The 25,185-nt window shown below is 59.7% G+C and carries 22 protein-coding genes, 1 tRNA gene and 1 pseudogene; 16 read left to right on the forward strand and 8 right to left on the reverse strand.

Annotation, left to right across the window (positions count from 1 at the left end; translation table 11 throughout):
* The 4 genes from J4D99_RS04590 to J4D99_RS04605 form a co-directional block, all read right to left on the reverse strand.
* The coding region (locus tag J4D99_RS04590; protein ID WP_304607915.1) for a carbonic anhydrase at positions 1 to 227 on the reverse strand (227 nt) is incomplete at its 3' end.
* Positions 228 to 519: 292 nt separating this feature from the next.
* A complete protein-coding gene (locus tag J4D99_RS04595; protein ID WP_370551400.1) occupies positions 520 to 759 on the reverse strand; it encodes a hypothetical protein in 240 nt (79 codons plus the stop codon).
* A gap of 82 nt (positions 760 to 841) precedes the next feature.
* Complete coding sequence (locus J4D99_RS04600; protein ID WP_208130546.1) at positions 842 to 2,239, reverse strand: HAMP domain-containing sensor histidine kinase; 1,398 nt, start codon at positions 2,237 to 2,239, stop codon at positions 842 to 844.
* A 17-nt stretch (positions 2,240 to 2,256) separates the two neighbouring features.
* Positions 2,257 to 2,937 carry a response regulator transcription factor gene (locus tag J4D99_RS04605; RefSeq protein ID WP_208130547.1) on the reverse strand — a complete coding sequence of 227 codons (681 nt, stop codon included), beginning with the start codon at positions 2,935 to 2,937 and terminating at the stop codon, positions 2,257 to 2,259.
* A 206-nt stretch (positions 2,938 to 3,143) separates the two neighbouring features.
* Between J4D99_RS04605 and J4D99_RS04610 the strand changes: the two genes are divergently transcribed.
* The 5 genes and pseudogenes from J4D99_RS04610 (at position 3,144) to rplT (ending at position 7,828) form a co-directional block, all read left to right on the forward strand.
* The gene (locus tag J4D99_RS04610; RefSeq protein ID WP_208130548.1) at positions 3,144 to 4,262 is read left to right on the forward strand and encodes a tetratricopeptide repeat protein; all 1,119 of its coding nucleotides are present in this window, start codon (positions 3,144 to 3,146) and stop codon (positions 4,260 to 4,262) included.
* 102 nt (positions 4,263 to 4,364) lie between these two features.
* Positions 4,365 to 6,302: a threonine--tRNA ligase gene (gene thrS / locus J4D99_RS04615; RefSeq protein ID WP_208130549.1), complete on the forward strand. Its 1,938-nt coding sequence runs from the start codon at positions 4,365 to 4,367 to the stop codon at positions 6,300 to 6,302.
* A gap of 181 nt (positions 6,303 to 6,483) precedes the next feature.
* A pseudogene (gene infC / locus J4D99_RS04620) lies at positions 6,484 to 7,041 on the forward strand (translation initiation factor IF-3); the annotation flags it as partial.
* 177 nt (positions 7,042 to 7,218) lie between these two features.
* Entirely contained in the window at positions 7,219 to 7,413 is a 195-nt protein-coding gene (gene rpmI / locus J4D99_RS04625; RefSeq protein WP_208130550.1) for a 50S ribosomal protein L35, read from the forward strand.
* 70 nt (positions 7,414 to 7,483) lie between these two features.
* The gene (rplT, locus tag J4D99_RS04630) at positions 7,484 to 7,828 is read left to right on the forward strand and encodes a 50S ribosomal protein L20 (protein ID WP_068333791.1); all 345 of its coding nucleotides are present in this window, start codon (positions 7,484 to 7,486) and stop codon (positions 7,826 to 7,828) included.
* Between the two features lie 208 nt (positions 7,829 to 8,036).
* On the opposite strand, the gene J4D99_RS04635 is transcribed toward rplT, so the two are convergent.
* Positions 8,037 to 8,110, reverse strand: a tRNA-Met gene (locus J4D99_RS04635).
* A gap of 129 nt (positions 8,111 to 8,239) precedes the next feature.
* Here J4D99_RS04635 and J4D99_RS04640 point away from each other — a divergent pair.
* The 8 genes from J4D99_RS04640 to bshB1 all read left to right on the forward strand — a co-directional run bounded on the left by J4D99_RS04640 (position 8,240) and on the right by bshB1 (position 16,978).
* Positions 8,240 to 8,653: an START-like domain-containing protein gene (locus tag J4D99_RS04640; RefSeq protein ID WP_236018530.1), complete on the forward strand. Its 414-nt coding sequence runs from the start codon at positions 8,240 to 8,242 to the stop codon at positions 8,651 to 8,653.
* 87 nt (positions 8,654 to 8,740) lie between these two features.
* On the forward strand, positions 8,741 to 10,186 hold the full coding sequence (locus tag J4D99_RS04645) for an LptF/LptG family permease (RefSeq protein WP_208130551.1): 1,446 nt from the start codon (positions 8,741 to 8,743) through the stop codon (positions 10,184 to 10,186).
* Between the two features lie 106 nt (positions 10,187 to 10,292).
* Positions 10,293 to 10,568 (forward strand): 30S ribosomal protein S15, encoded by a 276-nt coding sequence (rpsO, locus tag J4D99_RS04650; protein ID WP_173112759.1) that lies wholly within the window; start codon positions 10,293 to 10,295, stop codon positions 10,566 to 10,568.
* A gap of 197 nt (positions 10,569 to 10,765) precedes the next feature.
* A complete protein-coding gene (gene pnp, locus J4D99_RS04655; protein WP_208130552.1) occupies positions 10,766 to 12,904 on the forward strand; it encodes a polyribonucleotide nucleotidyltransferase in 2,139 nt (712 codons plus the stop codon).
* A gap of 196 nt (positions 12,905 to 13,100) precedes the next feature.
* Positions 13,101 to 13,964 (forward strand): sigma-70 family RNA polymerase sigma factor, encoded by an 864-nt coding sequence (locus J4D99_RS04660; protein ID WP_144842942.1) that lies wholly within the window; start codon positions 13,101 to 13,103, stop codon positions 13,962 to 13,964.
* Between the two features lie 126 nt (positions 13,965 to 14,090).
* Positions 14,091 to 15,023: a thioredoxin-disulfide reductase gene (gene trxB, locus J4D99_RS04665; RefSeq protein ID WP_208130553.1), complete on the forward strand. Its 933-nt coding sequence runs from the start codon at positions 14,091 to 14,093 to the stop codon at positions 15,021 to 15,023.
* 101 nt (positions 15,024 to 15,124) lie between these two features.
* Positions 15,125 to 16,237, forward strand: coding sequence for a M23 family metallopeptidase (locus J4D99_RS04670; protein ID WP_236018531.1), 1,113 nt, complete (start codon positions 15,125 to 15,127; stop codon positions 16,235 to 16,237).
* A gap of 15 nt (positions 16,238 to 16,252) precedes the next feature.
* On the forward strand, positions 16,253 to 16,978 hold the full coding sequence (bshB1, locus tag J4D99_RS04675; protein WP_208130554.1) for a bacillithiol biosynthesis deacetylase BshB1: 726 nt from the start codon (positions 16,253 to 16,255) through the stop codon (positions 16,976 to 16,978).
* 54 nt (positions 16,979 to 17,032) lie between these two features.
* Here bshB1 and J4D99_RS04680 read toward each other — a convergent pair whose 3' ends face one another.
* The 3 genes from J4D99_RS04680 to J4D99_RS04690 form a co-directional block, all read right to left on the reverse strand.
* A complete protein-coding gene (locus J4D99_RS04680; protein WP_208130555.1) occupies positions 17,033 to 19,075 on the reverse strand; it encodes a KUP/HAK/KT family potassium transporter in 2,043 nt (680 codons plus the stop codon).
* Between the two features lie 59 nt (positions 19,076 to 19,134).
* Positions 19,135 to 20,901, reverse strand: a complete 1,767-nt coding sequence (locus tag J4D99_RS04685; protein ID WP_208130556.1) for a HAMP domain-containing sensor histidine kinase — start codon at positions 20,899 to 20,901, stop codon at positions 19,135 to 19,137.
* A gap of 258 nt (positions 20,902 to 21,159) precedes the next feature.
* Entirely contained in the window at positions 21,160 to 22,521 is a 1,362-nt protein-coding gene (locus J4D99_RS04690; RefSeq protein ID WP_208130557.1) for a sigma-54-dependent transcriptional regulator, read from the reverse strand.
* A gap of 247 nt (positions 22,522 to 22,768) precedes the next feature.
* On the opposite strand from J4D99_RS04690, the gene J4D99_RS04695 reads away from it, so the two are divergent.
* From J4D99_RS04695 to J4D99_RS04705, 3 genes are all read left to right on the forward strand, one after another.
* Positions 22,769 to 23,212, forward strand: coding sequence for an Xre family toxin-antitoxin system antitoxin (locus tag J4D99_RS04695; RefSeq protein WP_208130558.1), 444 nt, complete (start codon positions 22,769 to 22,771; stop codon positions 23,210 to 23,212).
* An 11-nt stretch (positions 23,213 to 23,223) separates the two neighbouring features.
* The gene (locus tag J4D99_RS04700) at positions 23,224 to 23,685 is read left to right on the forward strand and encodes a type II RES/Xre toxin-antitoxin system toxin (RefSeq protein ID WP_208130559.1); all 462 of its coding nucleotides are present in this window, start codon (positions 23,224 to 23,226) and stop codon (positions 23,683 to 23,685) included.
* 91 nt (positions 23,686 to 23,776) lie between these two features.
* Positions 23,777 to 24,754, forward strand: coding sequence for a fatty acid desaturase (locus J4D99_RS04705; protein WP_208130560.1), 978 nt, complete (start codon positions 23,777 to 23,779; stop codon positions 24,752 to 24,754).
* Positions 24,755 to 25,185 lie beyond the last annotated feature (431 nt).

A 25,185-nucleotide genomic window follows, 5' to 3' on the forward strand; every position in this document is an offset into this window, starting at 1 on the left:
TTGCGGTGCACAAACATCTCCCCCGGGCCCGTGCCCGTGATGCCCGAAGCCGGCACCCGCGAGTCGGAGCAGCCGATGAACAGGTACCTGGGCTGCTGCCCGTTGGCCAGGCGCTGGAAAAACTGCGGGTCTTCGGCATTCTTACTCGCCACCCACTGGCGATTGTTCGCCAATATCCCTTGAATGCCGGAAGAGTCTGTTTGAGCAGATGCAAGCGAAGCTGCCATAGATAGGGTAAAACCAGAAGGCTAAAAAGTGAAAAGCGCGGAAAGGTAGCGGCCAGGGTCTAATGGCCGCCCACAGAAACGGTCCGGATGAGGGCTATGCCCCGGGCCGGGGCGGCCTGCCGGAATGCCTCGATGGCCTCCAGCACGTCTTGGTCAATAACGTTGGAGCGCGCCATCGAGTAGCACGCGGCTGCCGGCGGGTAGTGGGTCGAGGGTCGTTACGATGCTGGCTTTATTGAGAAACGAGATGTGCTCGGGCAGGGGCAGCAGGTCGGCATCGGGGCCAGCGGTTTCATCGCGCCGCAGGTAAGAGCCCGCTCATGCTCACAGCCGAGCCGCTGAGCACACTCACGAGCAGCCCACCCACGATGCCGGTCTCCATACCCGCGAGCAGTAGCGCGCCTGAGGCTAGCGAAATACCCAGGCACAGCGGCCGCGCTACCAAAAATCCCACGAGCCCCGCCCGGGCGTCTTGGCCAATAGCGCTTAAAGAGGGTGGCGTGGGGGTAGGGTAGGCTGTGGGCAAGCGCATCCAACCGGTCAGACGGCTGGAGGCCATCCGACCGATTTACGTCAGTTCAGCGTTTTTACAACGCACTTAAAAGAAATATTAACTAGCCCATCGCTGGCCATTCGAGCCACACCTCGGTGCCCCGGTCAGGCTCGCTTACCACGCGTACCAAGCCGCCGTGCAAAGCCATAATCTGAGCCGTGAGCGGCAGTCCAATGCCGTGGCCCGGCAGCGCCCGCACCGCCGCGGCCCGGAAAAATGGTACAAACACCTGCTCCAAATCGGCTGGGCTGAGGCCGGGGCCGTAGTCTTGTACTAGCAGGCGCAGCCGGCCTTTGTCAGTGGGCAGCAGGCTAGCCAGTACCGGCCGGGCGGCGCCAGCCGAATATTTGCAGGCATTGTCGAGCACGTTGAGAATGGCAGCCAGCAGCAGAGCCTCGTTGCCCCGCACGGCGGGCGCGGGCTCGTCGCTCAGCTCCACATCGACGCGGCAGGTAGGGTAGCGGCGCAGCAATTGTTCATGAGCCTGTAGCAGCAGCTCATCTACCTGCACCTGCGTCATAGGCACCTGCGAGGGGTCGCCGCTAGCCCGCGCTATTTGCAGCAGGCCATTGGTGAGGCCATTAAGCTGGCGCGCCGCATCGAGGGTGCTTTGCAGCGTGCGGCGGTAGTCGGCGGTGGGGCGCTCGGTGGGCAGCAGCGCTACTTCGAGCTCGCCAATGAGGGCCGTAAGCGGCGTGCGTAGCTCATGCGAGGCATCACGCACAAAGGTGCGCTGGCCCGCAAATGCCGATTCGAGCCGGTCGAGCAGGCGGTTGAAGCGCTGGGCCAGGTGGCCTAGCTCGTCGGCCGGGCCCGTAGCCTGGGTCAGGCGCCGGCTCAGGTCGGTGGCCGTGATGCCATCGACCTCGCCCACCATGCGCCGCAGCGGGTGCAGGGCCTGCCCGGCCAGCAGCCAGCCGCCCACGCTCATCACGGCGGCGGCGGCTACCAGGCCCACTATCAGCACCTGGCGCAGGCCAGCGAGCTGGCTGCGGCCTTCCTCATCGACCGAGGCGGCCACCACCACCAGCGGGCCTAGCCGCACATCCTGGTAAAGCAGGCCCACCGTTTCGTGGTAGTGGGCCTCGGGCTCAAGCACGGCCCGGCCCAGCTGACGTACTTCGGCCAGCCAGGCGGCCGGAATAGGCTGGGTCGGCGGGCGTTGGCCCTCCCGAAACACGAGCTGGCCACTAGGGTCATATACCCGGCCTTCCTCGGCGGGCAGCGTGCGGTAGAGCTGCCGCAGATACAAGCGGTACGAAGCCTGGTGGCTCGAATCGGCCCGGGCCTGGCCGTCGGCGTAGGCGTGGCCCACCACTAGGGCCCGTCTGAAGAGGCTCTGGGTAAATTCTTCCCGCCGCGCCCGCTGCGTCACGAAGTAGATAGCCAGCGCAAACAGCACCAGCGTAATCACCAGAATGGCCCCAAACTGGGCCGCCAGCCGCAGGCGTATAGACATTGACTAACAGATGGTTATTACTCATTGATGCGCAACGCATAGCCCATGCCTACCAGGGTATGGATGAGCTTAGGGTCGAAGCCTTTATCAAGTTTCTTGCGCAAGAAATTGATGTACACATCAATAACGTTCGAGCCGGTATCGAAGCTTAAATCCCAGACGTACTCCAGCAAATCGGCGCGGCTCACTACGTGGCCCTGGCGGCGCAGCAGGTATTCGAGCAGGGCAAATTCGCGGGCCGTGAGCGTGATGGGCTGGCCCGCGCGCTCGACGCGCTTGGTGCTAGGGTCGAGGCTGAGGTCGGCCAGGCGCAGCACGGCGCCCGGGGCCGGCGCCTCGGTGCGGCGGCGCACCAGCGCCCGGATGCGGGCTAGCAACTCGCTGAAAGCAAATGGTTTAACGAGGTAGTCGTCGGCCCCGGCGTCGAGGCCACGAATTTTATCATCCGTTTCGCCCAGCGCCGTCAGCATCAGAATGGGCACGCCCGGGTCGTGGGCGCGCACCTGGCGGCACACCTCCAGCCCGCTGAGGCCGGGCAGCATCTGGTCCAGTATCAGGCAGTCATACTGCGTGCTTTGGGCGCGGCGCAGGCCTAGCAGGCCATCGGCGGCCAGGTCTACGGTGTAGTCCTGCTCCGTAAGGCCCTTGTGCAGGAAGGCGGCCACGGAAGGCTCATCTTCAACAAGAAGAATTTTCATGCCCGCAAAGAAACTGCCGAGCGGCTGAGCAAGGGGCGGGCCATGAATGACTCAGCCGCAACACTACTGGCGCCGCAAAAGCCAGACGTGAGGCTAGCGGACCAGTAAGGGGAGGAGCGGCGCCGGTTTTCAGTGCATGGGTGCCCGGGCGCTATTTTTGAGGATTGTTTCTGCGAAGTCTTATGTATCGTCGGCTTTTTCCTGTTTTGGCCTTGCTGCTGGCTGGCTGCCACAGCACGCCCACCGAGCGGCCCGATACCCTCGTGGACCTGGCTACCGTGCACACCGGCCCGCGCGTGCAGGCCGATGAGCTCGACGGCGCCATTCAGCAACAGCCCGATAATACCAACCTGCTGGCCCGCCGCGCCAGCCTGCGGCTGGCCGCCGGGCAGCCCGTAGCCGCTCTGCACGATGTCGAAGCCGCCCTGCAAGTCGACGACCAGGATGGCGAGCTGTACTTTTTGCAGGCCCGAGCCTTGCGGGCCCTCGGCCGTCTCAAGGAGGCCCTAGCCGCTGCCCGCCGCGCCGCCGATGCGGGTTTCAACTCGCCGGAGCTGCCGCTGCTCGAAGGCGAAACCCACCTCGCCGCCCGCCAGTACGAAGCTGCCCTGGAAAGCCTCGACCGCACCCTGCGCCTCGACCCCGACCAGCCCGCCGCGCTTTTTTACAAAGGGCTAGCCTACGCCGCCACCGCCGATACGGCTCAGGCCTTCGACTACCTGCAGGCCGCCCGTGCCCGCGACCCGCGCCAGCCCGAGATTCTGCACCAGCTGGCCTTTCTGCTCAACGCCTATCGCGTGCCCGAGGAGGCGGCCCACTACGCCCGCCAGGGCCTGCACCTCGACTCGGCCTCGGGGGCCCTCCACTACGACTATGGCCGCCAGCTGGAGCTGCAAGGCCGCCCCGATAGCGCGCTGTACTACTATCGCCGCGCCCTGGCTCTCGATACCACCCAGTATCGGGCCGATTACCGGCTGGCCCTGGCTGCCAGTGCTCACGGCCAGCGGCCGGCTGCGCTTATTCCGCACTTGCAGCGGGCGCTGCGCCGCAACCCGCGCCTGCCTGGCGCCCGTGCCTTGCTGGCGGAGGCCCTCGAAGGCCAGCACCGCCTCCCCGAAGCCCTGCGCCAATACCGCATGCTGGTGCTGGAAAATCCTACTAATCAGCACTGGACCTACAAGGTCTGGAAAACCAACGAGCTGGTGCAGGCCTCGCTGCCCGATAGTCTGCGCACTGGGCCACGGGTATATTACCGGCGGCCGGCCGCCAACCCCGTCAGCCGGCCGCAGCCCGTGGCGCCGTTAGCCCCGCTGCCCATACGCTAGGCCCGCTTGGGGGCCGCAGTTGCCCCGGGCCGTGAGGGTAGCATTGCTCGCGCCCCTTGGTGTAACTTGCGCCTGCTTTGCGCTCACCGCAGGCAGTAGTTTATGCTCCACATTACCCTCCCCGACGGCTCCGTCCGCCAGGTCGAAGCCGGCTCGACGGGCTACGACCTCGCCGCCAGCATCAGTGAAGGCCTGGCCCGCAATGCCTTGGCCGTAAAAGTAAACGGCGAAATCCGCGACCTGCACCGCCCCCTCACTGCGGATGCGACCCTTGAAATCCTCACCTGGAACGATGCCGGCGGCAAGCAGGCCTACTGGCACTCCTCGGCCCACCTCATGGCCGAAGCCCTCGAAGCGCTGTATCCCGGCGTGAAGCTGGCCATTGGCCCGGCCATCGAAAATGGCTTCTACTACGACGTGGACCTGGGCGAAGGCCGCACCATTTCGAGCGACGATTTCCCGGCCATAGAGAAGAAGATGCTCGAACTGGCCAAGAACAAAAGCAAGTTCGAGCGCCGCGAAGTGCCAAAGGCCGAAGCGGTTGCCTACTTCACCGACAAGCAGGACCCCTACAAGCTGGAACTGATTGACGGCCTCGAAGACGGCAACATCACATTCTACACCCAAGGCAATTTTACTGACCTCTGCCGCGGGCCGCACATCCCCGACACTGGCCCTATCAAAGCGGCCAAAATCATGAACGTGGCCGGCGCCTACTGGCGCGGCGATGAGAAAAACAAGCAGCTCACGCGCCTCTACGGCATCACCTTCCCCAAGGCCAAAGACCTCACCGAGTACCTCGAAAAGCTGGAGGAAGCCAAGCGCCGCGACCACCGCAAGCTGGGCAAGGAGCTGGAGCTATTCGCCTTCTCTGAGAAGGTGGGCGCCGGCCTGCCGCTGTGGCTGCCCAAGGGCACCACGCTGCGCGAGCGCTTAGAGCAATTCCTGCGTAAGGCGCAGGTGAAGGCTGGCTATCAGCCAGTTGTGACGCCCCATATTGGTGCCAAGGAGCTGTACGTAACCAGCGGTCACTACGAGAAGTACGGTGCCGACTCGTTTCAGCCTATTAAGACCCCTAACCCCGGCGAGGAGTTCTTCCTCAAGCCAATGAACTGCCCGCACCACTGCGAAATCTACCGCACCAAGCCCCGCAGCTACCGCGACCTGCCGGTGCGCTTGGCCGAGTTCGGCACCGTGTATCGCTACGAGCAGTCGGGCGAGCTGCACGGCCTCACCCGCGTACGCGGCTTCACGCAGGACGATGCGCACATCTTCTGCCGCCCCGACCAGGTGAAGGAGGAGTTTCAGAAAGTGATTGACCTCGTACTCTACGTGTTCAAGGCGCTCGGCTTCACCGACTTCACCGCCCAGATTTCGCTACGCGACCCGGAAAACAAGACGAAATATATCGGCACCGACGAAAACTGGGCCCTGGCCGAAAGCGCCATCCAGGAATCGACGGCTGAGAAGGGGTTAGCCACCGTTACGGAGCTAGGTGAGGCAGCCTTCTACGGCCCCAAGCTCGACTTTATGGTGCGCGACGCGCTAGGCCGCCGTTGGCAGTTAGGCACCATCCAAGTCGACTACAACCTGCCCGAGCGCTTCGACCTCGAATATGTGACGCCCGAGAACACCCGCGCCCGTCCGGTGATGATTCACCGGGCGCCGTTTGGCTCCTTGGAGCGCTTCGTAGCAGTGCTCATCGAGCACACGGCCGGCAATTTCCCGCTCTGGCTCTCGCCCGAGCAGTTTATCGTGCTGCCCATCTCCGATAAGTTTGCCGACTACGCCCACGAAGTCAAAGCCAAGCTCGAAGCTGCTGAGCTACGCGGTACCGTCGATGTGCGCGACGAGCGCATTGGCCGCAAAATCCGCGACGCCGAAATCGCTAAAACCCCTTACCTGCTGATTGTAGGCGAGAAAGAAGCGCAGGATGGCCTAGTGAGCGTGCGCCGCCACGGCGAAGGTGACATCGGGTCTATGCCCATCGACGCTTTTGTGAAAAGCGTTAATAGCCAAATTGCGGAAGCAATGGGCTAGGGGTAATCAGGCTAGCTGATAAATTGAGGAGTAGTCGAACGTATCGGCTACTCCTTTTTTTAGGTATTATTTTGATTTACCGGTAAAAAGTCGGATATTTGCCCCCCGAACGCTCGGCCAATAAGCTAGTCGTTCGCCTTAAAAACTTTCCGCGCCACACTTTAGCAGGAGGACTTTCGCCATAGCTACCCCGAATCGTCGGTACGTGCCCCGCCAACAGGTGGAGGAGCCGTTCAAAATCAACCAGAAAATCACCGCTCGCGAGGTTCGCCTCGTGGGGGATAACGTCGAACAAGGAGTTTACTCCATCGACCAGGCCCGTAAAATGGCCCAGGACCAGAATCTGGACCTGGTGGAGATTTCGCCTACGGCCGTGCCGCCCGTGTGCCGCGTCATCGACTACTCGAAATTCAAGTACGAGCAGAAGAAGAAAACCCGCGAGCTAAAGGCCAAGCAAACCAAGGTTGTCCTTAAGGAAATCCGTTTCGGTCCTAATACCGACGACCACGATTTCGATTTCAAGCTCAAGCACGCGCAGGAGTTTTTGAAAGAAGGCGCCAAAATCAAGGCTTACGTGCACTTCGTGGGCCGTAGCATCGTCTTTAAGGAGCGTGGCGAGATTTTGCTGCTCAAGTTTGCCCAGGCCCTCGAAGAGCTGGCCAAAGTAGAGCAGCTGCCCAAACTTGAAGGCAAGCGTATGTTCCTCTACCTCGCCCCTAAGGCGGCCGTAGTGGCCAAAGCTGCTCCCAAGCCCACTGCTCCAGGCGAAAAAGCACCGAAAGCTCCCAAAGAGGCTAAGCCTACCGAAGAGCCTGCTGCTACCGAATAGCTTCACCCCGTTTGTTGATGGCTGCCGCTGCCGGATGAGTATCCCGTTCAGCGTCAGTACCTAACAATCAATAATCAATCACAACCCATGCCCAAAGTAAAAACCAAGTCGGGTGCCAAAAAGCGTTTCAAGCTGACCGGCACCGGCAAAGTAAAGCGCAAGCACGCCTTCAAGTCGCACATCCTGACCAAGAAGAGCACTAAGCGCAAGCGCGCCCTCACCCACGCTGGCCTCGTTAGCTCGGCCGATATGAACCGGGTGAACCAGATGCTGAATATCTAAACCATCACCAGGCTTCCGGCTGAAGCTTCGGTAAATCATCGAGCGCCGGCTGCCAAAAACAACTTAGGTTATGCCAAGAAGTGTAAACCACGTGGCCTCGCGCCACCGCCGCAAGAAGGTAATGCGCCTTGCCAAAGGCTACTATGGCCGGCGCAAGAATGTGTGGACCGTTGCGAAGAACGCCGTAGAAAAGGGCTTGCTCTATGCCTACCGCGACCGCAAGGTGAAGAAGCGCGAGTTCCGCGCGCTCTGGATTCAGCGTATTAACGCCGGTGCCCGTGAGCACGGTCTGTCTTACTCGCAGTTGATGGGCGGCCTCAAAAAGGCTGGTATCGAACTCAACCGCAAGGTGCTCGCTGACCTCGCCCTGAACCATCCCGCTGCTTTTGCGGGCATCGTTGAGAAAGTGAAGTAATGCGGGCTGGGCTGCTTCGCTAGCCCTGGCCTTTCGACTGACTCTGAAAAGCGCTTGCCCCCGATAGTGGAGGCAAGCGCTTTGTCATTTCCAACCCAACAGTCAGCACGCTTTTGGCCAGTTCCTAACCAGCCGCCAGGTAGGCGGCTGCCGCTAGTACAAAAGCAAAGCGCCGCCCCGAGTAACTCGGAACGGCGCTGGCCGAAAGTAGCGGGGACGAGAGTTGAACTCGTGACCTCAGGGTTATGAATCCTGTGCTCTAACCAACTGAGCTACCCCGCCAGTTGGTGATTTGGGAGTGCAAAGGTACTGAGAAATTCTTTGCTTGCAAGCCTTGATTTAAAAAATACTCGTTTTCCTGCCCGCAGAGCCACTTTTAGTGGGTGGTGACGGGCGCCTTTCTTTCTGCTTATGGCTATGCCCGCCGCTAGCGCCAAGCGTCGCTTCGAGATGGAATACTCGATAAACGCCTCACCCAAAATACTTTTTCCCTACATCGCCTCGGCTTCGGGCCTCTCGCAGTGGTTTTGCGACGACGTACGCCTCGACCCCGACCATCGCCTCAACATGGTGTGGGACAAGCAAAGTCATTTTGCCGAAATAGTGGCCCAGCGGCCTGGCCGAAGCATCCGCTACGTGTTTTTAGACGAGCAGAAGCGCCCGCAGCAGGATGCCAATTACCTCGACTTTACCCTGGAACTGTCGCGCATCACGGATGAGGTATTTTTGCGGGTAACTGACTACTCCGACCATGCCGACACGCAGGAGCAGCAGGAGATTTGGGAAGGCCTCGTGGGCAAGCTGCGCGACCAGGTAGGGGGCTAGCATCCTCTGGCGCTAGCTCGCACTAGAAGCGACCGGCCCGCGTTAGCGTTGAATTCAGGCTGCCCACCTGCGCATATACTCGCCGTTGTGAAAAAACTAGATAAGCTGATTCTGAAGGCCTTTGCAGGGCCGTTCCTACTCACGTTTGCCGTGGTGGAGTTTATTCTGCTCACGCATACGCTGCTGAAATATCTGGACGATATTGTAGGTAAGGACCTTGGTACAGGCGTGCTCTTGCAGCTGCTGTTCTTTTTCAGCATCCTCATCGTGCCCATTTCGCTGCCACTGGCCGTGCTGTTGTCGTCGTTGATGACCTACGGCAACCTTGGCGAGCACCATGAGCTAACGGCTATTAAGGCCTCGGGTATTGCACTCACGCGCATCCTGCGGCCGGTATGGCTGGTGAGCATGGGGCTAGCTATTACGGCCTTCTGGTTTAATGAGCGCATCGTACCCAAAGCCAACCTGAAAGCTTATAGCTTGCTCTGGGATGTGCGCCAAAAAAAGCTGGCTCTTGATATCCGGCCGGGCGTTTTCTATAATGGCATCCCTGGCTATACCATCAAGGTGGATAAGAAGGTAGGGCCGGAGAAAGATATCCTGATGGGCGTCATGATTTATGACCACACCCAAAAGTCGGGCAATGCCACCGTGATGCTCGCCGACTCGGGCCGCATGTTTACGCGCTTTGGCGGGCAGTACCTGGGGTTTGAGCTATTTCGCGGCCATACGTACGTAGAGCAGCCCGACGCCCAGAATCGCTCGGCGGCGTCCTTTATCAGGGAGGGCTTTAAGCGCAACGTGATAACATTCTCGCTAGCCTCCTTTAACCTCGACCGTACTAAGCAGGAATTGTTTCAGCAGAACCGCATGATGCTGAACATTCCGCAGCTGCACCACAGCGTCGATTCTATCCAGCGCATTCTGGCGCGCGAGCGCAAGTTGCTCCCCGCCCGCCTAGGCGGCTATTACACCTACTTGCGCCTTGATACGATGGGCCGGGCCCAAAATCGTAAATTGGCGCACTTGCAGGTATCGCCAGCGCGGCTAACCCCGCTCTCGGCTTCGCAGGTCGAGCAAGCGCTGAGCCGCGCCCATAACGTGCAGTCGTTTGTAACATCCTCTTCGCAGCATCTGTATGAGGTGGCGCGCGACTCGGCCGAGTTTCGCATCGAGGTCTATCGCAAGTACACGCAGTCGGTAGCGGTGCTGCTCATGTTTCTGATTGGGGCACCGCTAGGGGCCATTATCAAGAAGGGTGGGCTAGGGGTGCCAATTCTGGTTTCTATTCTGTTTTTCATCATTTTCTACGTTTTCGATACCATGGGCTCGAAGTATGGGCGTGACTTCGTGCTGCCGGTAGGTGTGGGCATGTGGCTATCGAATAGCATCCTGTTTCCGTTTGGCATCTTCTTTTTATACCAAGCTTACAACGATTCGGGTCTACTGGAAATGGATTTCTGGCGGCGCCTGGCCCAGCGCCTGCCGCGCTTTCCACGCCTGCGGCAGCTAGCCACCCCAATAACCGAATAGGGCTTGGAACCCTGAGAAAAATGGCGTACCTTTGCGCCCGCCCCGAGGTGCGGGGTACGCATTTCTCTTATTTCTCATATCTAAGACGGGTTCTCCCTATCTGCCGATGAAACTCTCGACCGAGGCCAAGCAGGCCATCTTCGAAAAAAACAGCCTTCAGAAAGTTACCACCGACACCGGTTCGGCCGAGTCGCAAATTGCGCTGTTCACGCACCGCATCCAGCACCTCACGGAGCACCTGAAGACCAATAAGAAAGACCACAGCACCCGCCTGGGCTTGCTGAAACTGGTAGGTAAGCGTCGCCGCATGCTGGATTACCTCCAGCACCGCGAAATCAACCGCTACCGTGCGATTATCAAGGAGTTGGGCATCCGCAAGTAAGCCCAACTGCTAAGAGTAGGGAGCCTTCCAGCGAGGGTTCCCTACTCTTTTTTTTGCCCATTGTCTGCTTTGCTTTGGACATGAGACGGTAGCCCCGACGCCCGCGCCGAATGGGTCGGTGCAGGCTGCTACCGCAGCGGAATATCCGCTTTGCTGCTCATGTCTGGTGTCTATTGTCTCTAGTCCAATTCTGTCCAATGCCCGCTCCCCACGCGATTACTAAAACCCTGGCGCTGCCCGACGGCCGCCAGATTTCTATTGAAACCGGCAAGCTGGCCAAATTTACTGACGGTGCTGTTGTAGTGCGCCTCGGCGACACGATGCTGCTAGCCACCGTAGTATCAGCCCCTAGCCAGCGCGAAGGTGTTGACTTTCTGCCGCTCTCAGTTGACTATCAGGAGAAATTCGGCTCGGCCGGTAAAATTCCCGGCTCGTTTCAGCGTCGCGAAGGCCGTTTGAGCGACTATGAAATCCTCATTTGCCGCCTCGTAGACCGCATTCTGCGGCCCATGTTCCCGAAGGACTACCACTACGAGGTGCAGGTAATGATTAACCTCATCTCGGCCGACAAGGAGGTGCAGCCGGATGCGCTGGCCGCCCTGGCTGCCTCGGCAGCGCTGGCTATTTCGGACATTCCGTTTGCCGGCCCGATTTCGGAAGTGCGCGTGGCCCGTATCGATGGCCAATTCCAGATTAACCCCAAAACCAGCGACTTGGCTCGCGCCGACATGGACCTCATTGTGGGTGCCACGGCCGACTCGGTAGCCATGGTGGAAGGTGAAATGCACGAAGTAAGCGAGGAAGAGATGGTTGCGGCCATCGCTTTCGCTCACGAGGCTATTAAGGCTCAAGTGCAGCTTCAGAAGGACCTAGCTGAGGCTGTTGGCCGTACGGCTGACTCGCCTACTCGCGAATATCCGAAGTATGAGGAAAACGACGAACTGAAAAAGCGCGTTCACGAAGCCGTATACCAAGGTGCCTACGACGTGGCCCGCAGCGGCAACACCAGCAAAGCCGGCCGTAAGGAAGGCTTCTCGCAGGTAAAGAAGGCGTTTTTGGAGCAGCTCGTGGCCGAACAGCCCGAGTTGGATATGAAGCAGTTTAGCCGCTATTACAGCTCAGCTGAAAAGAAAGCCATCCGCGACATGATGGTGAAGGAGCGTGTGCGCCTCGACGGCCGCCAGCTTACCGAAATCCGCCCTATCTGGTCGGAAATCAACTATCTGCCCGGCGCCCACGGCTCGGCTATCTTCACCCGTGGCGAAACCCAGAGCCTGACCACGGCCACGCTCGGCACCAAGCTCGATGAGCAAATCATCGACCAGCCGTTGACCAAGGGATTCAGCCGCTTTATGCTGCACTATAACTTCCCCGGTTTCTCGACCGGTGAGGTGAAGCCCAACCGCGGGGCTGGTCGCCGCGAAATCGGCCACGGCAACCTGGCCGCCCGCTCGCTGAAGCGCGTGCTGCCGCCCGAAGACGAGAACCCCTATACCATTCGCATCGTGTCGGACATTCTGGAGTCGAACGGCTCTAGCTCGATGGCTACCGTATGCGCGGGCTCGCTAGCCCTCATGGATGCCGGCGTGAAGGTGCGTGCCGCCGTAGCCGGTATTGCTATGGGCCTCGTGCAAGACAAGGAAACCGGTGAGTACGCCGTGCTTTCGGACATCTTGGGCGATGAGGACCACCTCGGCGATATGGACTTTAAAGTGACGGGCACGGAGAAAGGCATTTGCGCCTGCCAGATGGACATTAAAATCCAGGGCTTGAGCAATGAAATCCTGACTGCCGCGCTGCACCAGGCCCGCGAAGGCCGCCTGCACATCCTGCGTGAGATGGCTAAGACCATCGCTGCGCCAGCTCCCGAGCTGAAAGCGCACACGCCGCGCTCGCACAAGATGCTGATTGACAAGGAGTTTATCGGCGCCGTAATCGGGCCAGGTGGCAAAGTAATTCAGCAGATTCAGAAGGACACCAACGCCACGGTGATTATCGAGGAGAAGGACGAGAAGGGTCACGTAAGCATCTACGCCTCTAACCAGACGGATATGCAGGGCGCTATCGACCGCATCCGGGCTATCGCGGCGCAGCCCGAAGTGGGCGAAACCTACAAAGGCAAAGTGCGCAGCATTCAGCCCTACGGCGCGTTCGTGGAGATTATGCCGGGTAAAGATGGCCTGCTGCACATTTCGGAGGTGACCCATGAGCGCATTGCGTCGCTCGAAGGAGTACTCGAAGTAGGCCAGGAAATCGACGTGAAGCTGGTAGATATCGACAAGAAAACCGGTAAGTACCGCCTCTCGCGCAAAGCACTGCTCGAAAAGCAGGCGTAATTTTTGCGCAACCCTGCACGCAAGCCAGCCGGTGATTTTTAATCCTGTTGGCTGGCTCCCGTGCAGGGTTGCCAAATGGCCGAAAAGAACTTTAGCGCGTATAGCCTTGTTGTTTTCGGTCGTATTAGCAGCACAACTGCTAGCCTATTATCTTCCGAATAACTTCTTTAGAACTACCTAGTTAGCGCCGTTACCGATGAGACAGCTAAAAATCAGCAAGCAGATTACTAACCGCGAAAGCCAGTCGCTGGATAAATATCTCCAGGAGATTGGCAAAGTGGACCTGCTGACGCCCGACGAGGAGGTGACGCTGGCGCAGCGCATCCGCGATGGCGACCAGAAAGCGCTCGAAAAATTGACTAAAGCCAACCTGCGCTTCGTTGTGTCGGTGGCTAAACAATATCAGAACCAAGGCCTTAGCCTGGGCGACCTCATCAATGAGGGCAACCTGGGCCTTATCAAAGCGGCTAAGCGTTTTGACGAAACCCGTGGTTTTAAATTTATCTCCTACGCCGTATGGTGGATTCGCCAGAGCATTCTGCAGGCCCTGGCCGAGCAGAGCCGCATTGTGCGCTTGCCCCTGAATCGGGTAGGCTCGCTGAATAAAATCAGCAAGTCGTTCTCGGAGCTGGAGCAAAAATTTGAGCGCGAGCCCTCGCCTGAAGAAATTGCTGAGGTGCTGGAGCTTACGACCTCGGAAGTAGTTGATACGCTCAAGATTTCGGGCCGCCACGTATCGGTTGACGCACCGTTTGTGCAAGGCGAAGAAAACCGTTTGCTCGACGTGCTCGAAAACGAAGACGAGGAAACCCCTGATTCGGGCCTGATGAACGACTCGCTGCGCAAAGAAGTGCAACGGGCGCTCTCAACCCTGACCAAGCGCGAGGCCGATGTGATTACGCTTTATTTCGGCTTGAATGGCGAAGCTGCCCTCACTTTGGAGGAAATTGGCGAGAAGTTTAACCTGACCCGCGAGCGGGTGCGTCAGATAAAGGAGAAAGCTATTCGCCGCCTGCGTCACACGTCGCGTTCGAAGGCGCTGAAGCCGTATTTGGGCTAATTTTACTTAAATTTGCTGGCTGAAAACCCCGACCGTGAGGTTGGGGTTTTTTGTAGGGTAAGCTTGTGCTTGCTCTACTTCAACTATTCGCTGTTACGAAAAGGTAAGCTTGCGCTTATCCTACACATGGAACACATTCATTGCCTGATTATCGGGTCGGGTCCGGCTGGTTATACGGCTGCTATTTATGCCGCGCGGGCGGGCTTAAAACCGGTAATGTACATGGGCTTACAGCCCGGCGGTCAGTTAACTATCACCAACGATGTAGAAAACTTTCCGGGTTATCCTGATGGGGTAATGGGCCCGGAAATGATGGAAGACCTGAAAAAGCAGGCCGAACGATTTGGCACTGACATCCGGTATGGTATCGCTACGAAAGTAGATTTTTCGGGCCATCCTCATAAAGTGACAGTTGACGAAATAACTGAGCTGACGGCCGACGCCGTCATTATCGCTACCGGCGCTTCGGCCAAGTGGCTAGGGCTCCCTTCGGAGGCGCGTCTCAATGGCTCGGGTGTATCGGCCTGCGCGGTGTGCGACGGCTTTTTCTACCGCGGCAAGGAAGTCGCCATTGTAGGTGCCGGCGACACGGCGGCCGAGGAAGCTAACTATCTCGCCAACCTGTGCTCTAAAGTATATATGCTGGTGCGCAAGGACGCTATGCGCGCTTCCAAGATTATGCAGCAGCGCGTGCTGGCTAACCCCAAGATTGAGGTGCTGTTTGACACGGCTACTGATGAGATTCTGGGCGAGCATGCCGTAGAAGGCGTGCGGGTGAAGAACCTGGTGACGCACGAAACCCGCGAGATTCCCGTTCATGGGTTCTTCGTGGCGATTGGCCACGAGCCGAACTCCAAGATTTTCCAGGATTATCTGCACCACGACGAGCAGGGCTACCTCAAAACCTTGCCTGGCACCGCCAAAACCAACGTGGATGGCGTGTTTGCCTGCGGCGACGTGCAGGACTTTACCTACCGCCAGGCCGTAACGGCCGCTGGCTCGGGCTGCATGGCCGCCCTCGATGCGGAGCGCTACCTGGCTGGCCTGCAGCAGGGCTAGCGAGCCGGTTTGCAGCCAGTGACGCAGGTTCGGCGACCTTGTTTTTGCTAACGTTCGGCAGTGGTTTGTGAAGCAAGCCACTGCCGTCATTTTTGGCTCCGTTGACTTTTCCCAAATTCCTTTTTCGTTTGCCCGCGTTGTGGCTGCTGCTAGCCTGCTGGCTAGGGGTGGGGACGCCCGTGCAGGCACAGCGCCGCAAAAAAACGCCCGCTCCCAAAGCCAAGGCAGGCTCCCCGCGCAACCGTGACTTCTTCCGCATACGCACGCCTAAGATGCGCTATGTGAAGCCGGATACAACCACTATTATCGAAACGGAGGACCTGCCCGACGACCGCTCCGACGCCGCCAAATCAATATTTAATCCGGCCCGTAAGCTCAGCATTGTGAGTGAGGATACAACCACGCTCAATGAGGGCGGGCAGGAGATTGTGGAGATGTCGGACGAGGTGCTTATCGACTCCTCGTGGGTGAAAGTAGCGGGCTACTACGCCATCTGGGACACGCACAACATCAACCCCTATCGGGTAGATGGCCGGCGCATTCGCGACACGCTCACCCTGCATTTAGTAGACCCGGCCCGGCAGCATTTTGCCAAAATGCCGCTCTCCACTACGCCTATCACTTCAGGCTTTACCTTTCGGTGGGGGCGCTGGCACTTTGGCGTAGACCTCGACCTGGATACCGGCGACTCGGTGCGGGCAGCCTTCGACGGGGTTATCCGCATCAGCAAGTGGGACGGTGGCGGCTATGGCAACTACCTGCTGGTGCGCCACTACAACGGTTTGGAAACCCTCTATGGGCACTTAAGCAAGCCGCTGGTGCCAGTGGGCACCTTCGTGAAGGCTGGGCAGGTAATTGGGCTAGGAGGCAGTACGGGGCGCAGCACGGGCTCGCACCTGCACTTTGAAGTGCGCTACGAAGGCAATCCAATAAACCCTACCTACGTGTACGACTTCCCCGACTACAAGCTGCGGGGCGAGACGTTTACGATAACCTCGGCGCTGTTTAATTACTATAGCCGGGCGCTGCACCGGGGCAGCCGGAGCCGGGGCGAGCCTACGGCTGCGCGCCAAGTGGCGACGCATAAAATCCGACAGGGCGATACGCTTTCGGAGATTGCTGACCGCTATGGCGTGCGCGTTAGTACGCTCAAACGTTTGAACCCTAGCCTGCATGGCAAGTTGCAGCCGGGTAAAAAGCTTCGGGTTAAATAATTCTGCACTACTGTGATGAAGCTTGATATTCTGGCCCTAGGGGCCCACCCCGATGATGTAGAGATGTCGTGCTCGGGCACGTTGCTGGCTGCGGTAGCAGCGGGCAAGAAGGTAGGTATCGTTGATTTTACCCGTGGTGAGCTAGGCACGCGCGGCACCCCCGAAACCCGGGCAGCTGAGTCAGAAGCGGCCAGCAAGATTTTGCAGCTCAGCGTGCGCGAAAATCTAGGCTTGCCCGATGGTTTTTTTAAGAACGACCGTGAGCATCAGCTGCCGCTTATTGCGGCCATCCGGCGCTACCAGCCCGAGATTGTGCTCTGCAACGCCATCGCCGACCGCCACCCCGACCACGGCCGCGGCGCGCAGCTCGCTACCGACGCCTGCTTTTTGAGTGGCCTGCGCATGATAGAAACGCTAGGGGAGGATGGCCAGCCGCAGGCGGCCTGGCGCCCCAAGCACGTGTATCACTACATCCAGGACCGCCAGATTCCGGCCGATTTTGTGGTGGATATTACACCTTATTGGCAGGGTAAATGGGCTAGTATCAACGCCTATAGTACGCAGTTTTTCAATAAAAATGCCGACCCTGCGGCCCCGCAGACCTACCTCTCGGGCCAGACGTTTTCGCACTTCATGGAAGCGCGAGCCCGCGAGTTTGGCCATTTGATAGGCGTGGAGTTTGGGGAAGGCTACACCGTGCAACGGCCAATTGGCATCAAGGAATTGGGTGATTTAATTTAGACAAGACTTCTGCAATCAAAAAGGCCGTCATGCTTAGCATGACGGCCTTTTTACTTATATTTTTTCCGTGGCTAGCTCGGCCTGTACGCTCGCCACCGGCACGGGGTCCTGGGCTTGCACGGGCTCGTCGCGCTGCAAGTGGTGGGTAGCCGAGGCGGGCTTGACGGTGAGGGGTACTTTTTCGAGGGCCACATCGCTAGTGTCGAGGCCGAAAAGCTGCTGGTCAGAAATCGCGAAGCGGTTAATGAAAAAGTAGCCGTTTAGGATAATCCTTTCCTTGAGGCTGAGGTCGTTATCGTAGCTCAACACCTTTTCGAGCACTACAAAGCGGAAGTCGCCTGGCATGTGGTAGCGGGCCAGCGAGTCGTAGCGCGAGGTGATGTCAATTTCGCCGCGCTCGCCCATTTGTTCCAGCACCCGGCGAAACAGTAGGTTGAGCCTCGGCTGCACCCGAAATCCCAGCCGGAAGTTGATTTTATACGCCACGCCGGACACCAGCTCCTCCACCGCGTAGCGGGTCGAGTAGGGGTCGGTGGCAATGCTCATATTGATAAACCAGTAGCGGTCGGCACGCTTGGGCTGCTTGCGCAGGATAGAATACAGAATCTCGTTTTCCAGCTCGCCGGCTTTCTTGCTGTGCGTGAGGTACACGAGGTTGCTGGCATACTTGCTCACCGACTCATCCTGGCTCAGCTCCTGCAAGGTGGGCTTGGTGCTCGCCACGGGCAGTAGGCTTAGCAGGCTGTTCTTGATTTCGCGGCCGCGATAGCCCACGTACATCATCGAAATCAAGCCCCACTCAAAAACCAGAATGCCTAATCGGTTGAGGAGCTTGGTGATATTGGCGATAAGAAAGGAGAACTCGACGGTGAGGAACACCAGCATGATGAGGCCCACCACGGGCAGTGCCCAGTGCTTCACGCCGCGCAGGTACTGCATCAGAAGCAGGCTGGTCATGAGCATGGCCACCGTAATGCTGAAGCCGTAGGCGGCCGTCATGGCCTCCGAGGTTTTGAACCACAGCTGCACGCATACGCAGCCAAACCACAGCAGCCAGTTGATGCTGGGCACGTAAATCTGCCCGCGCTGGTCGGTGGGGAACAGCACCCGCACCTTGGGCCAGAAGCGCAGGCTAACGGCCTCGGAGATAAGCGTGTAAGAACCCGAAATGAGCGCCTGCGAAGCAATGATGGTAGCCATTGTAGCTAGCACAATGAGCGGCACGATACCCCACTTGGGGGCAATCATGAAAAACGGGTTCTGGTTAGAGGCTAGCGTGTGGCCTACGTGGCCCATCGTCCAGGCGGCCTGGCCCAGGTAGTTGAGTACCAGCGCACTCTTCACGAAAATCCAGGACGTGCGGATGTTTTTGCGACCGCAGTGGCCGAGGTCCGAGTACAGCGCCTCGGCCCCGGTGGTGCACAGAAAAACGGCCCCTAGCAGCCAAAAACCCTTCGGGTACTCGGTGAGCAGCCGGATGGCGTACATCGGGTTGAGAGCGGCCAGCACGCCGGGGTAGTGCAGAATCTGGGCTAGCCCCAGCGCCGCGATGGCCGAAAACCAGAGCAGCATAATGGGCCCAAATGCCGCGCCCACCACCTTGGTGCCGAACTGCTGAAACGTGAACAACATCGTGATAATGACAATGACGATGAGGACAATGGTCTCCGTATTGAGCGCCGGGTACAGAATTTTCAGGCCCTCGATGGCCGACGAAACCGAGATGGGGGGCGTAATAATACCATCGGCCAGCAGCGTGCCCGCGCCAATAATGGCCGGGAAAAGCAGCCAGTGCCCCCGGCTCTTCACCAGCGAAAAAAGCGAAAAAATGCCGCCTTCGCCGTGGTTATCAGCCTCCAGGGTAAGCAGAATGTATTTGATGGTGGTTTGGAGCGTGAGCGTCCAGAATACGGCCGATACGCCGCCGTACACCAGCAGCTCGCTCACTGGGCGGTCGCCGATGATGGTTTGGAACACGTAAAGTGGCGAGGTGCCAATATCGCCGAAAATGATGCCGAGCGTGACCAGCAGCCCTGCTGCCGACACGCGGCGCAGGTGGATGTTGTCTTCGGTGGCTAGGGCCGGGGAGGAGGACATGGTGTACTGATTAGTGGTTAATTGTCAATGATTAATGCGCTGCTGGGTGGTGCGTGGGGCTAGGCCACGGGCAGCGTGAAGTAGAAAGTGCTGCCCGCGCCCACGGTGCTTTCCACGCCCAGCTCGCCGCCCTGGCTGGTGATGAACTCGCGCGAGATGCTGAGGCCCAGGCCGGTGCCGGGTGCATCGGCGAGGCTATCGGGGCTAGGGGCGGGGCCCTGGGCAAAGCGCTCGAAAATGCGCTGCTGATACTCAGGCGCGATACCGGGGCCGTGGTCTTGCACCTGCACGCGCACGGCGCGCTGGTCTGGCGTAGGGGCGGCGCTCAGCTCAATGTGGCCCTGTTCGGGCGAGTAGCGCACGGCATTCACAAGTAGGTTGAGCAGCACCCAGGCCGTTTTCTCGTGGTCGGCCCGAATGGCGGGCAAGTCGGCGGGCAGCTGGGTATCGAGGGTGAGGTGGCGGGCACGGAGCTGCAATTGCAGCGGCGTAGCGGCGGCGGCTACGAGGTCGGCCACGGCTAGCGGGCGCGGGGCTAGGGCAATGCCCTGGCCTACGTCGAGGCGGGCCACGGTCAGCAATTCGCCCACGAGGCGCAGCAGGCGCTGGGTTTCTTCTTTAATAGTGGCTACTATCTCCTGCTGCTCGGCGTTGAGGTCGCCCACGAGCGGGTTGTGCAAGAGCTTGAGATTGAAGTTGATGCTGGAAAGTGGCGTCTTTAGCTCGTGGGATACAGTGGCCAAGAAGTCCGACTTCGTTTGGTCGAGCTGGCGGAAGGCCGACACGTTGCGCAGGGCTAGCACCGTGCCCACGGCTTCCATCTGGTCGCGCGCCTCGTTGAAGGCCACGGCCTCGTGCACCGACAGCTGGTAGTGCGCCGTGACCTCGTCGGCCCCCACCACTGCCAGCGGTTGCGGGCCGGCCGGGCGCTGGCCTACCGGCAGTAGCGCCGGGGCCAGCAGCTGCGCAAACACCGGATTTTTTTGGGCTAGCTCAGTGGCTGGACGGCTCAGAATTTTACTTTCTGACAGCCCGAGCAGGGTGCAAGCGGCCGGGTTGGCCACGATGATGCGGCGGCTAGGGTCGAGCAGAAACACGGGCTCGTCGAGCGTGTGTACAAGGCCGCTGGTGCGGTTGCGCTCGGTCACCACATCGGCCAGGCTGTGGCTGCGAATGTCCTGCACATGCACCAGCAGCCGATTGAAGGCCGCTGTGACCGAGCCTACCTCGTCGGTGCTCTCGATGGGCACGGTGGCCGCGAAGTTGGTGCGCGTGGCGTGGTCGAGGCTAGCGGCCAGCTTGCGCAAGCCGCCCACGGCCGCCTGCGGTACACTTCCCACCAGCATCAGCCCCACCAGCGCGCTCAGCACGCTGAAGAGTAGTAGATAACTTTTGGCCTGTGCCGCGGCGTGCATGGCCTGGCCGTTTTTGCGGGTGAGGGCCGCCACGTTGAGCGCCACCATGCGGTGCGTGAGGCGGCGCAGTTGCGCCTGCGTAGTGGCTGGTGCGGCGCCAGGGTAGCTAGCCAGCACTAGGGTGAGGCTATCGACGAGCACGCGCTCGCCAGGCTCGGTTACGTTGCTGGCTTCGCGGGCCAGCAGGGTACGCAGGCGGCCCAGTGCGGGTGCGTCGGCGGGGTTAGCGGCTAGCCCATCGAGGGCCTGCAGCATACCCTGGCCCAGCTGCACCGAATAAAAATTCTCCTGGAGCACCGCCCGGTTGGCCCGGTCGAGGCGGCCCAGCGTGGCGTAGGCATAGAAGCCGATGCCGAGCAGCAGCCCCAGCATTGCCAGAAAGCCCAGGGTAATTTTGGTGTGTAAGCGCATGGCGACGGCCGGCGGGCCGCGCTAGTGCGGGGCCGACGTACCAAGGCTAGCGAAAGGTGGGCCTGGCTGAGGAAAGGGAGTATTTATTTTAGGTATCGGATTGATAGTGAGGGCTATTTTTGTAAGAAATTCTTCGGCTTGGTAAGGTGGGCTAGCTACGAGTGGGTCATTTTGACCCGATAGCTAGGGCAAAAAAGCTTGCCTCACTCGTTTGTTCTTGCGAGCACAGCGAAGCCAGGACAAACGAGTATATGCTGCTCACTTCCGACCCAGACCGTATTCCTCAATCTTGCGGTAAAGTGTCTTCACCCCGATGCCGAGGTGGCGGGCGGCCTCCATTTTGTTGCCGCTGGTTTCGCGCAGTACCTGGCCGATGTGGCGGGCCTCCACGGCGCGCAGGCTGCGGTCGCTAGGGTCGGCGGGGGTAGGGGCGGGCAGGTGCTGAAACTCGGGCGGCAGGTCGTCGAGGGTTAAGGGCTGGTTGTCGAAGGCCAGGATGGCGGCACGTTCGAGCACGTTTTTGAGCTCGCGCACATTGCCCGGCCACGGGTAGCGGGCTAGCCGGGCCAGCGCCTCGGGCTCGAAGCCAGGCAGGCGCTTGCGCAGCTTGGCGGCGAATACTTGCAGGAAGTGCCGGGCGAGGGGGGCCACGTCGTCGGGCCGGGCACTGAGGGGCGGCACCGCCAGCTCAAATACCGAGAGGCGGTAATAGAGGTCGGGCCGGAAATGCCCCTCGGCGGCTTCCTGGCGCAGGTTGCGGTTGGTAGCGGCCACGAGGCGCACGTTCACCTTGGTGGGCTTGGTGTCGCCGAGCTTGGTAAACTCCTGGGTTTCGAGCACCCGCAAAAACTTGGCCTGCACGGCCAGGTCCAGCTCGCCGATTTCATCCAGGAACAGCGTGCCGCCGTTCGCCTCCTCCAACAGGCCTTTCTTATTAGCCAGTGCCCCGGTGAAGGCGCCTCTCTTATAGCCAAACAGCTCCGATTCCAATAAATCCTTGGGAAAGGCGCTGCAATTGACGGCCACAAACGGCTTGCCCCGGCGCGGGCTAGCCTGGTGAATAGCCTGCGCAAACAGTTCCTTGCCCGCGCCGGTAGGGCCTTCGAGCAGCACGGTGCTAGCGGTAGGGGCGACGCGCTCGGCTAGGGTCTTGGCTTTGGTAAGGGCCGCCGAGTGCCCAATCATAGCGTCGAAGGTGTACTGCTGGCCTACTTGCTTTTCGAGCTCGGCCACGCGGCGGCGCAGCTGGGCTTTCTCCACGGCGCGGGCTACTACTACCACGAGCTGGTCGTCAGAATCGCCCTTGGTGAGGTAGTCGAAGGCGCCCTGCTTCATGGCCTGCACGCCATCGGGCACGGTGCCGTAGGCGGTGAGCAGGATGATTTCGGCTAGGGGGGCGGCGGCCTGGTAGCGCGGCAGCAGGGCTACGCCGTTGCCATCGGGCAGCTTCACATCGGAGAGAATGACCAAGATATCAGCGGCGTGCTCGGCCAGGGTTTGCATGCCGCGGCGGGCGTCGGGGGCTTGCAGCACCGCGTAGCCTTCCAGCTCCAGCACCCGGGCCAGCACCTGGCGCAGGCGGTTTTCGTCGTCGATAAGCAGGAGCGTAGGCTGGGGCATGGCGCAAAGGTCAGCTGCAGAAAGAACAACTAGGAGGGAGGCATCGAAATCGGCTGGTATGGCGAGCAAAGTGAGCGCCTCCGAACGACCCTAGCGCGCATCGCTCGGGGGCGCTTCGAGCGGCCGGCAGGAGCTTCCCAACAAGTGAAAGGAACGAAAGGGAAATTTTTCCGTTTAGTAAAGAAAATTTTCCCATCTTTGTTGAATGTTGGCCCGCTTGTATTGGGCTAGTCCAGTTCCCTTGCGTATGCTTGCCGCTCCTGCTTATCCGCCCAGCGCCATTCCGGCGGCCCTAGCCAGCCTGGCCACGGTCGTCACCGACTCTTTTGCCCTAGTAATGGAGGCCCGCACCGGCGTGCCGGCCAAGGCCGCTTTTGCCGTAGCTACCCTGCTGCAGCTAAGCGTAGACGAGCTGGCCGACTTGCTGCACACCACTACCAAAACCCTGCGCACCTACCGCGACGCCAACAAGCGCCTGGCCCCGGCCGCCAGCGAGCAAGTGCTGAAATTGCTGGCCCTGGCCCGGCAGGGCGGCGAGGTATTTGGCGATGCAGGGGCCTTTCGGCGCTGGTTGGGCAAGCCGGCCTTTGGCCTCGATAACCAGGCTCCGCTAGCCCTGCTCCAAACGAGTGGCGGCATCGACCTGGTAGCCGAGGAGGTGAGTCGCATTGCCTACGGCGACTTCGCCTAGCCCCGCTCCGCGTGGAAATCTACCGCATTTGCCTGGCCAGGTATGCCGGCGAGCTGGTGGCCTCCGGCAACGCCGGGCGCTGGAATCTGCGGGGGCAGTTCGTGATTTATGCCGCTGGCAGCCGCGCCCTGGCCTGCCTCGAAAACGTAGTGCATCGCAGTGGCGAGGGCTTAAATAGCCTCTTCAAAGTCATTCGTATTACCGTGCCCGACGACCTGGCCGTGGAAGAACTGACCCTGGCCCAGCTGCCGGCCGACTGGCAGCCCACCAGCGCCTACGCCCGCTGCCAGCCGCTGGGCGCCGACTGGTACCGCCGCCAGCAGGCGGCCGTGCTGCGGGTACCCTCGTCCATCATTGCCCACGAGCACAACTACGTGCTGAACACCCGCCACCCCGACTTTGCGAGAATCAGCATTATAGGGTGGGAGAATTTCGCCTTTGACCCCCGCATAAAAGCCCAGGAGCCAGGTTAAAAGTGGGGCTGGTGGGGCTATAGCTGCGCGCTAGCCCCGCAAAAATGCAGTACCTTAGTAGCCTCCCATCGCTTTCCCTTTTCTCGATTATATGGCGCTAGCCCCCACTGCTTATACCCCGACGGCCGAGCCGGTGTCGCACCACGTGCGCGCCCGCCAGCTGCTGCGGGCTCACCCCGAGGTGAAGCGCCTCATGACCCGCAACGCCAACACCGCCCTCATCACGGCGGGCTGCGTGGCGGTGCAGGTACTGGCCACCTACCTGCTGCACGGCCACACCTGGTACTGGTCGCTACTGGCAGCCTATGTGCTAGGGGCTTTCGTGTGCCACACGCTGTTTGTGATAGTGCACGAGGCTACGCATAATCTGGTATTTAAAGGCCAGTGGGCCAATGCCGCCGTAGGTATTGCGGCCAACCTACCAATGGTGATTCCGACGGCCATGAGCTTTCGCAAGTATCATCTTAAGCACCATTCGGCCCTTGGCGACTTCGACCACGATGCCGACCTACCCGACCACTACGAGGCCAAGCTGATTCGGCACTACGCCGTAGGTAAGGCTATCTGGCTATTTTTCTTCCCGGTATTTCAGGTAGTGCGCACCTTCCGCTGCCGCAGCGTGGTGCCGTTTGATAAGTATATCGCCGCCAACTGGATAGCCCAGATTGCCTTCAATGTGGGCATGTACCTGTGGCTAGGCCCAGCGGCCTTTCTGTACCTGTTCTTCAGCTTCTGGTTTTCGGTGAGCCTGCACCCGGTGGGCGCTCGCTGGATTCAGGAGCACTACCTCGTGCTCAGCCCCGACCAGGAAACGACTTCCTACTACGGCCGCCTCAACTCGGTGCACCTCAATATCGGTTACCACAACGAGCACCACGACCTCCCCGGCGTGCCCTGGAACAAATTGCCCGAGCTGCGCAAGCTGGCGCCCGAGTTCTACGAGCCCCTGCTGCACCACACCAGCTACACCAAGGTGCTGCTGCGCTTCCTTTTCGACCAGGAGCTCTCGCTCTATTCGCGCCTGGTGCGCGGCGAGAGCGCCAGCAGCGCCGTACCGATGGCCAGGTAGCCTGCGCATAACTTAGGCACGAAATCCCCAGCTGGCCCGCCGCGCCAGCTGGGGATTTGGCTTTTTATGCCAAGTAGCTACACCTGAGGTTGAGGTAGAAATATAACTTCTTTTTAGACGGTTAACACAATCGTTAATGTATGAGGGGGCCAGCAGACAGAAGCTGCATTTTTTTCAAGGTCTAAAAAATGGCCCCATGCTATCCGAAATCGATTGCAAGGCCATAGTTTGGCCTGCTAAGCTACTTTTTGAAAAGTTTTATTTTTGTTAATTCTCAGAAAAGCCCTTATTATTGTTGCGTTGATTCAACATGCCATCCCGCCGGTCGGCTACCAGCTTACGATACAGACCACGCGGCGGCATTTTTTTTAATCAACTTACACAATCGATTGTGTATTCAGCTTTTCTTTTTAAATTCACTTTCCCACCCA

The sequence above is a fragment of the Hymenobacter sp. BT559 genome (assembly GCF_017571525.1).
In the GTDB taxonomy this organism is placed as follows: Bacteria; Bacteroidota; Bacteroidia; order Cytophagales; family Hymenobacteraceae; genus Hymenobacter; species Hymenobacter ginsengisoli.

What these genes read in the sequence shown, in the direction of transcription:
- J4D99_RS04595 (WP_370551400.1), bottom strand. Translation starts at nt 759, where the DNA reads ATGCGCTTGCCCACAGCCTACCCTACCCCCACGCCACCCTCTTTAAGC.
- J4D99_RS04600 (WP_208130546.1), bottom strand. Translation starts at nt 2,239, where the DNA reads ATGTCTATACGCCTGCGGCTGGCGGCCCAGTTTGGGGCCATTCTGGTG.
- J4D99_RS04605 (WP_208130547.1), bottom strand. Translation starts at nt 2,937, where the DNA reads ATGAAAATTCTTCTTGTTGAAGATGAGCCTTCCGTGGCCGCCTTCCTG.
- thrS (WP_208130549.1), top strand. Translation starts at nt 4,365, where the DNA reads ATGCTCCACATTACCCTCCCCGACGGCTCCGTCCGCCAGGTCGAAGCC.
- rpmI (WP_208130550.1), top strand. Translation starts at nt 7,219, where the DNA reads ATGCCCAAAGTAAAAACCAAGTCGGGTGCCAAAAAGCGTTTCAAGCTG.
- rplT (WP_068333791.1), top strand. Translation starts at nt 7,484, where the DNA reads ATGCCAAGAAGTGTAAACCACGTGGCCTCGCGCCACCGCCGCAAGAAG.
- J4D99_RS04640 (WP_236018530.1), top strand. Translation starts at nt 8,240, where the DNA reads ATGGCTATGCCCGCCGCTAGCGCCAAGCGTCGCTTCGAGATGGAATAC.
- rpsO (WP_173112759.1), top strand. Translation starts at nt 10,293, where the DNA reads ATGAAACTCTCGACCGAGGCCAAGCAGGCCATCTTCGAAAAAAACAGC.
- pnp (WP_208130552.1), top strand. Translation starts at nt 10,766, where the DNA reads ATGCCCGCTCCCCACGCGATTACTAAAACCCTGGCGCTGCCCGACGGC.
- J4D99_RS04660 (WP_144842942.1), top strand. Translation starts at nt 13,101, where the DNA reads ATGAGACAGCTAAAAATCAGCAAGCAGATTACTAACCGCGAAAGCCAG.
- trxB (WP_208130553.1), top strand. Translation starts at nt 14,091, where the DNA reads ATGGAACACATTCATTGCCTGATTATCGGGTCGGGTCCGGCTGGTTAT.
- bshB1 (WP_208130554.1), top strand. Translation starts at nt 16,253, where the DNA reads ATGAAGCTTGATATTCTGGCCCTAGGGGCCCACCCCGATGATGTAGAG.
- J4D99_RS04680 (WP_208130555.1), bottom strand. Translation starts at nt 19,075, where the DNA reads ATGTCCTCCTCCCCGGCCCTAGCCACCGAAGACAACATCCACCTGCGC.
- J4D99_RS04685 (WP_208130556.1), bottom strand. Translation starts at nt 20,901, where the DNA reads ATGCGCTTACACACCAAAATTACCCTGGGCTTTCTGGCAATGCTGGGG.
- J4D99_RS04690 (WP_208130557.1), bottom strand. Translation starts at nt 22,521, where the DNA reads ATGCCCCAGCCTACGCTCCTGCTTATCGACGACGAAAACCGCCTGCGC.
- J4D99_RS04695 (WP_208130558.1), top strand. Translation starts at nt 22,769, where the DNA reads ATGCTTGCCGCTCCTGCTTATCCGCCCAGCGCCATTCCGGCGGCCCTA.
- J4D99_RS04705 (WP_208130560.1), top strand. Translation starts at nt 23,777, where the DNA reads ATGGCGCTAGCCCCCACTGCTTATACCCCGACGGCCGAGCCGGTGTCG.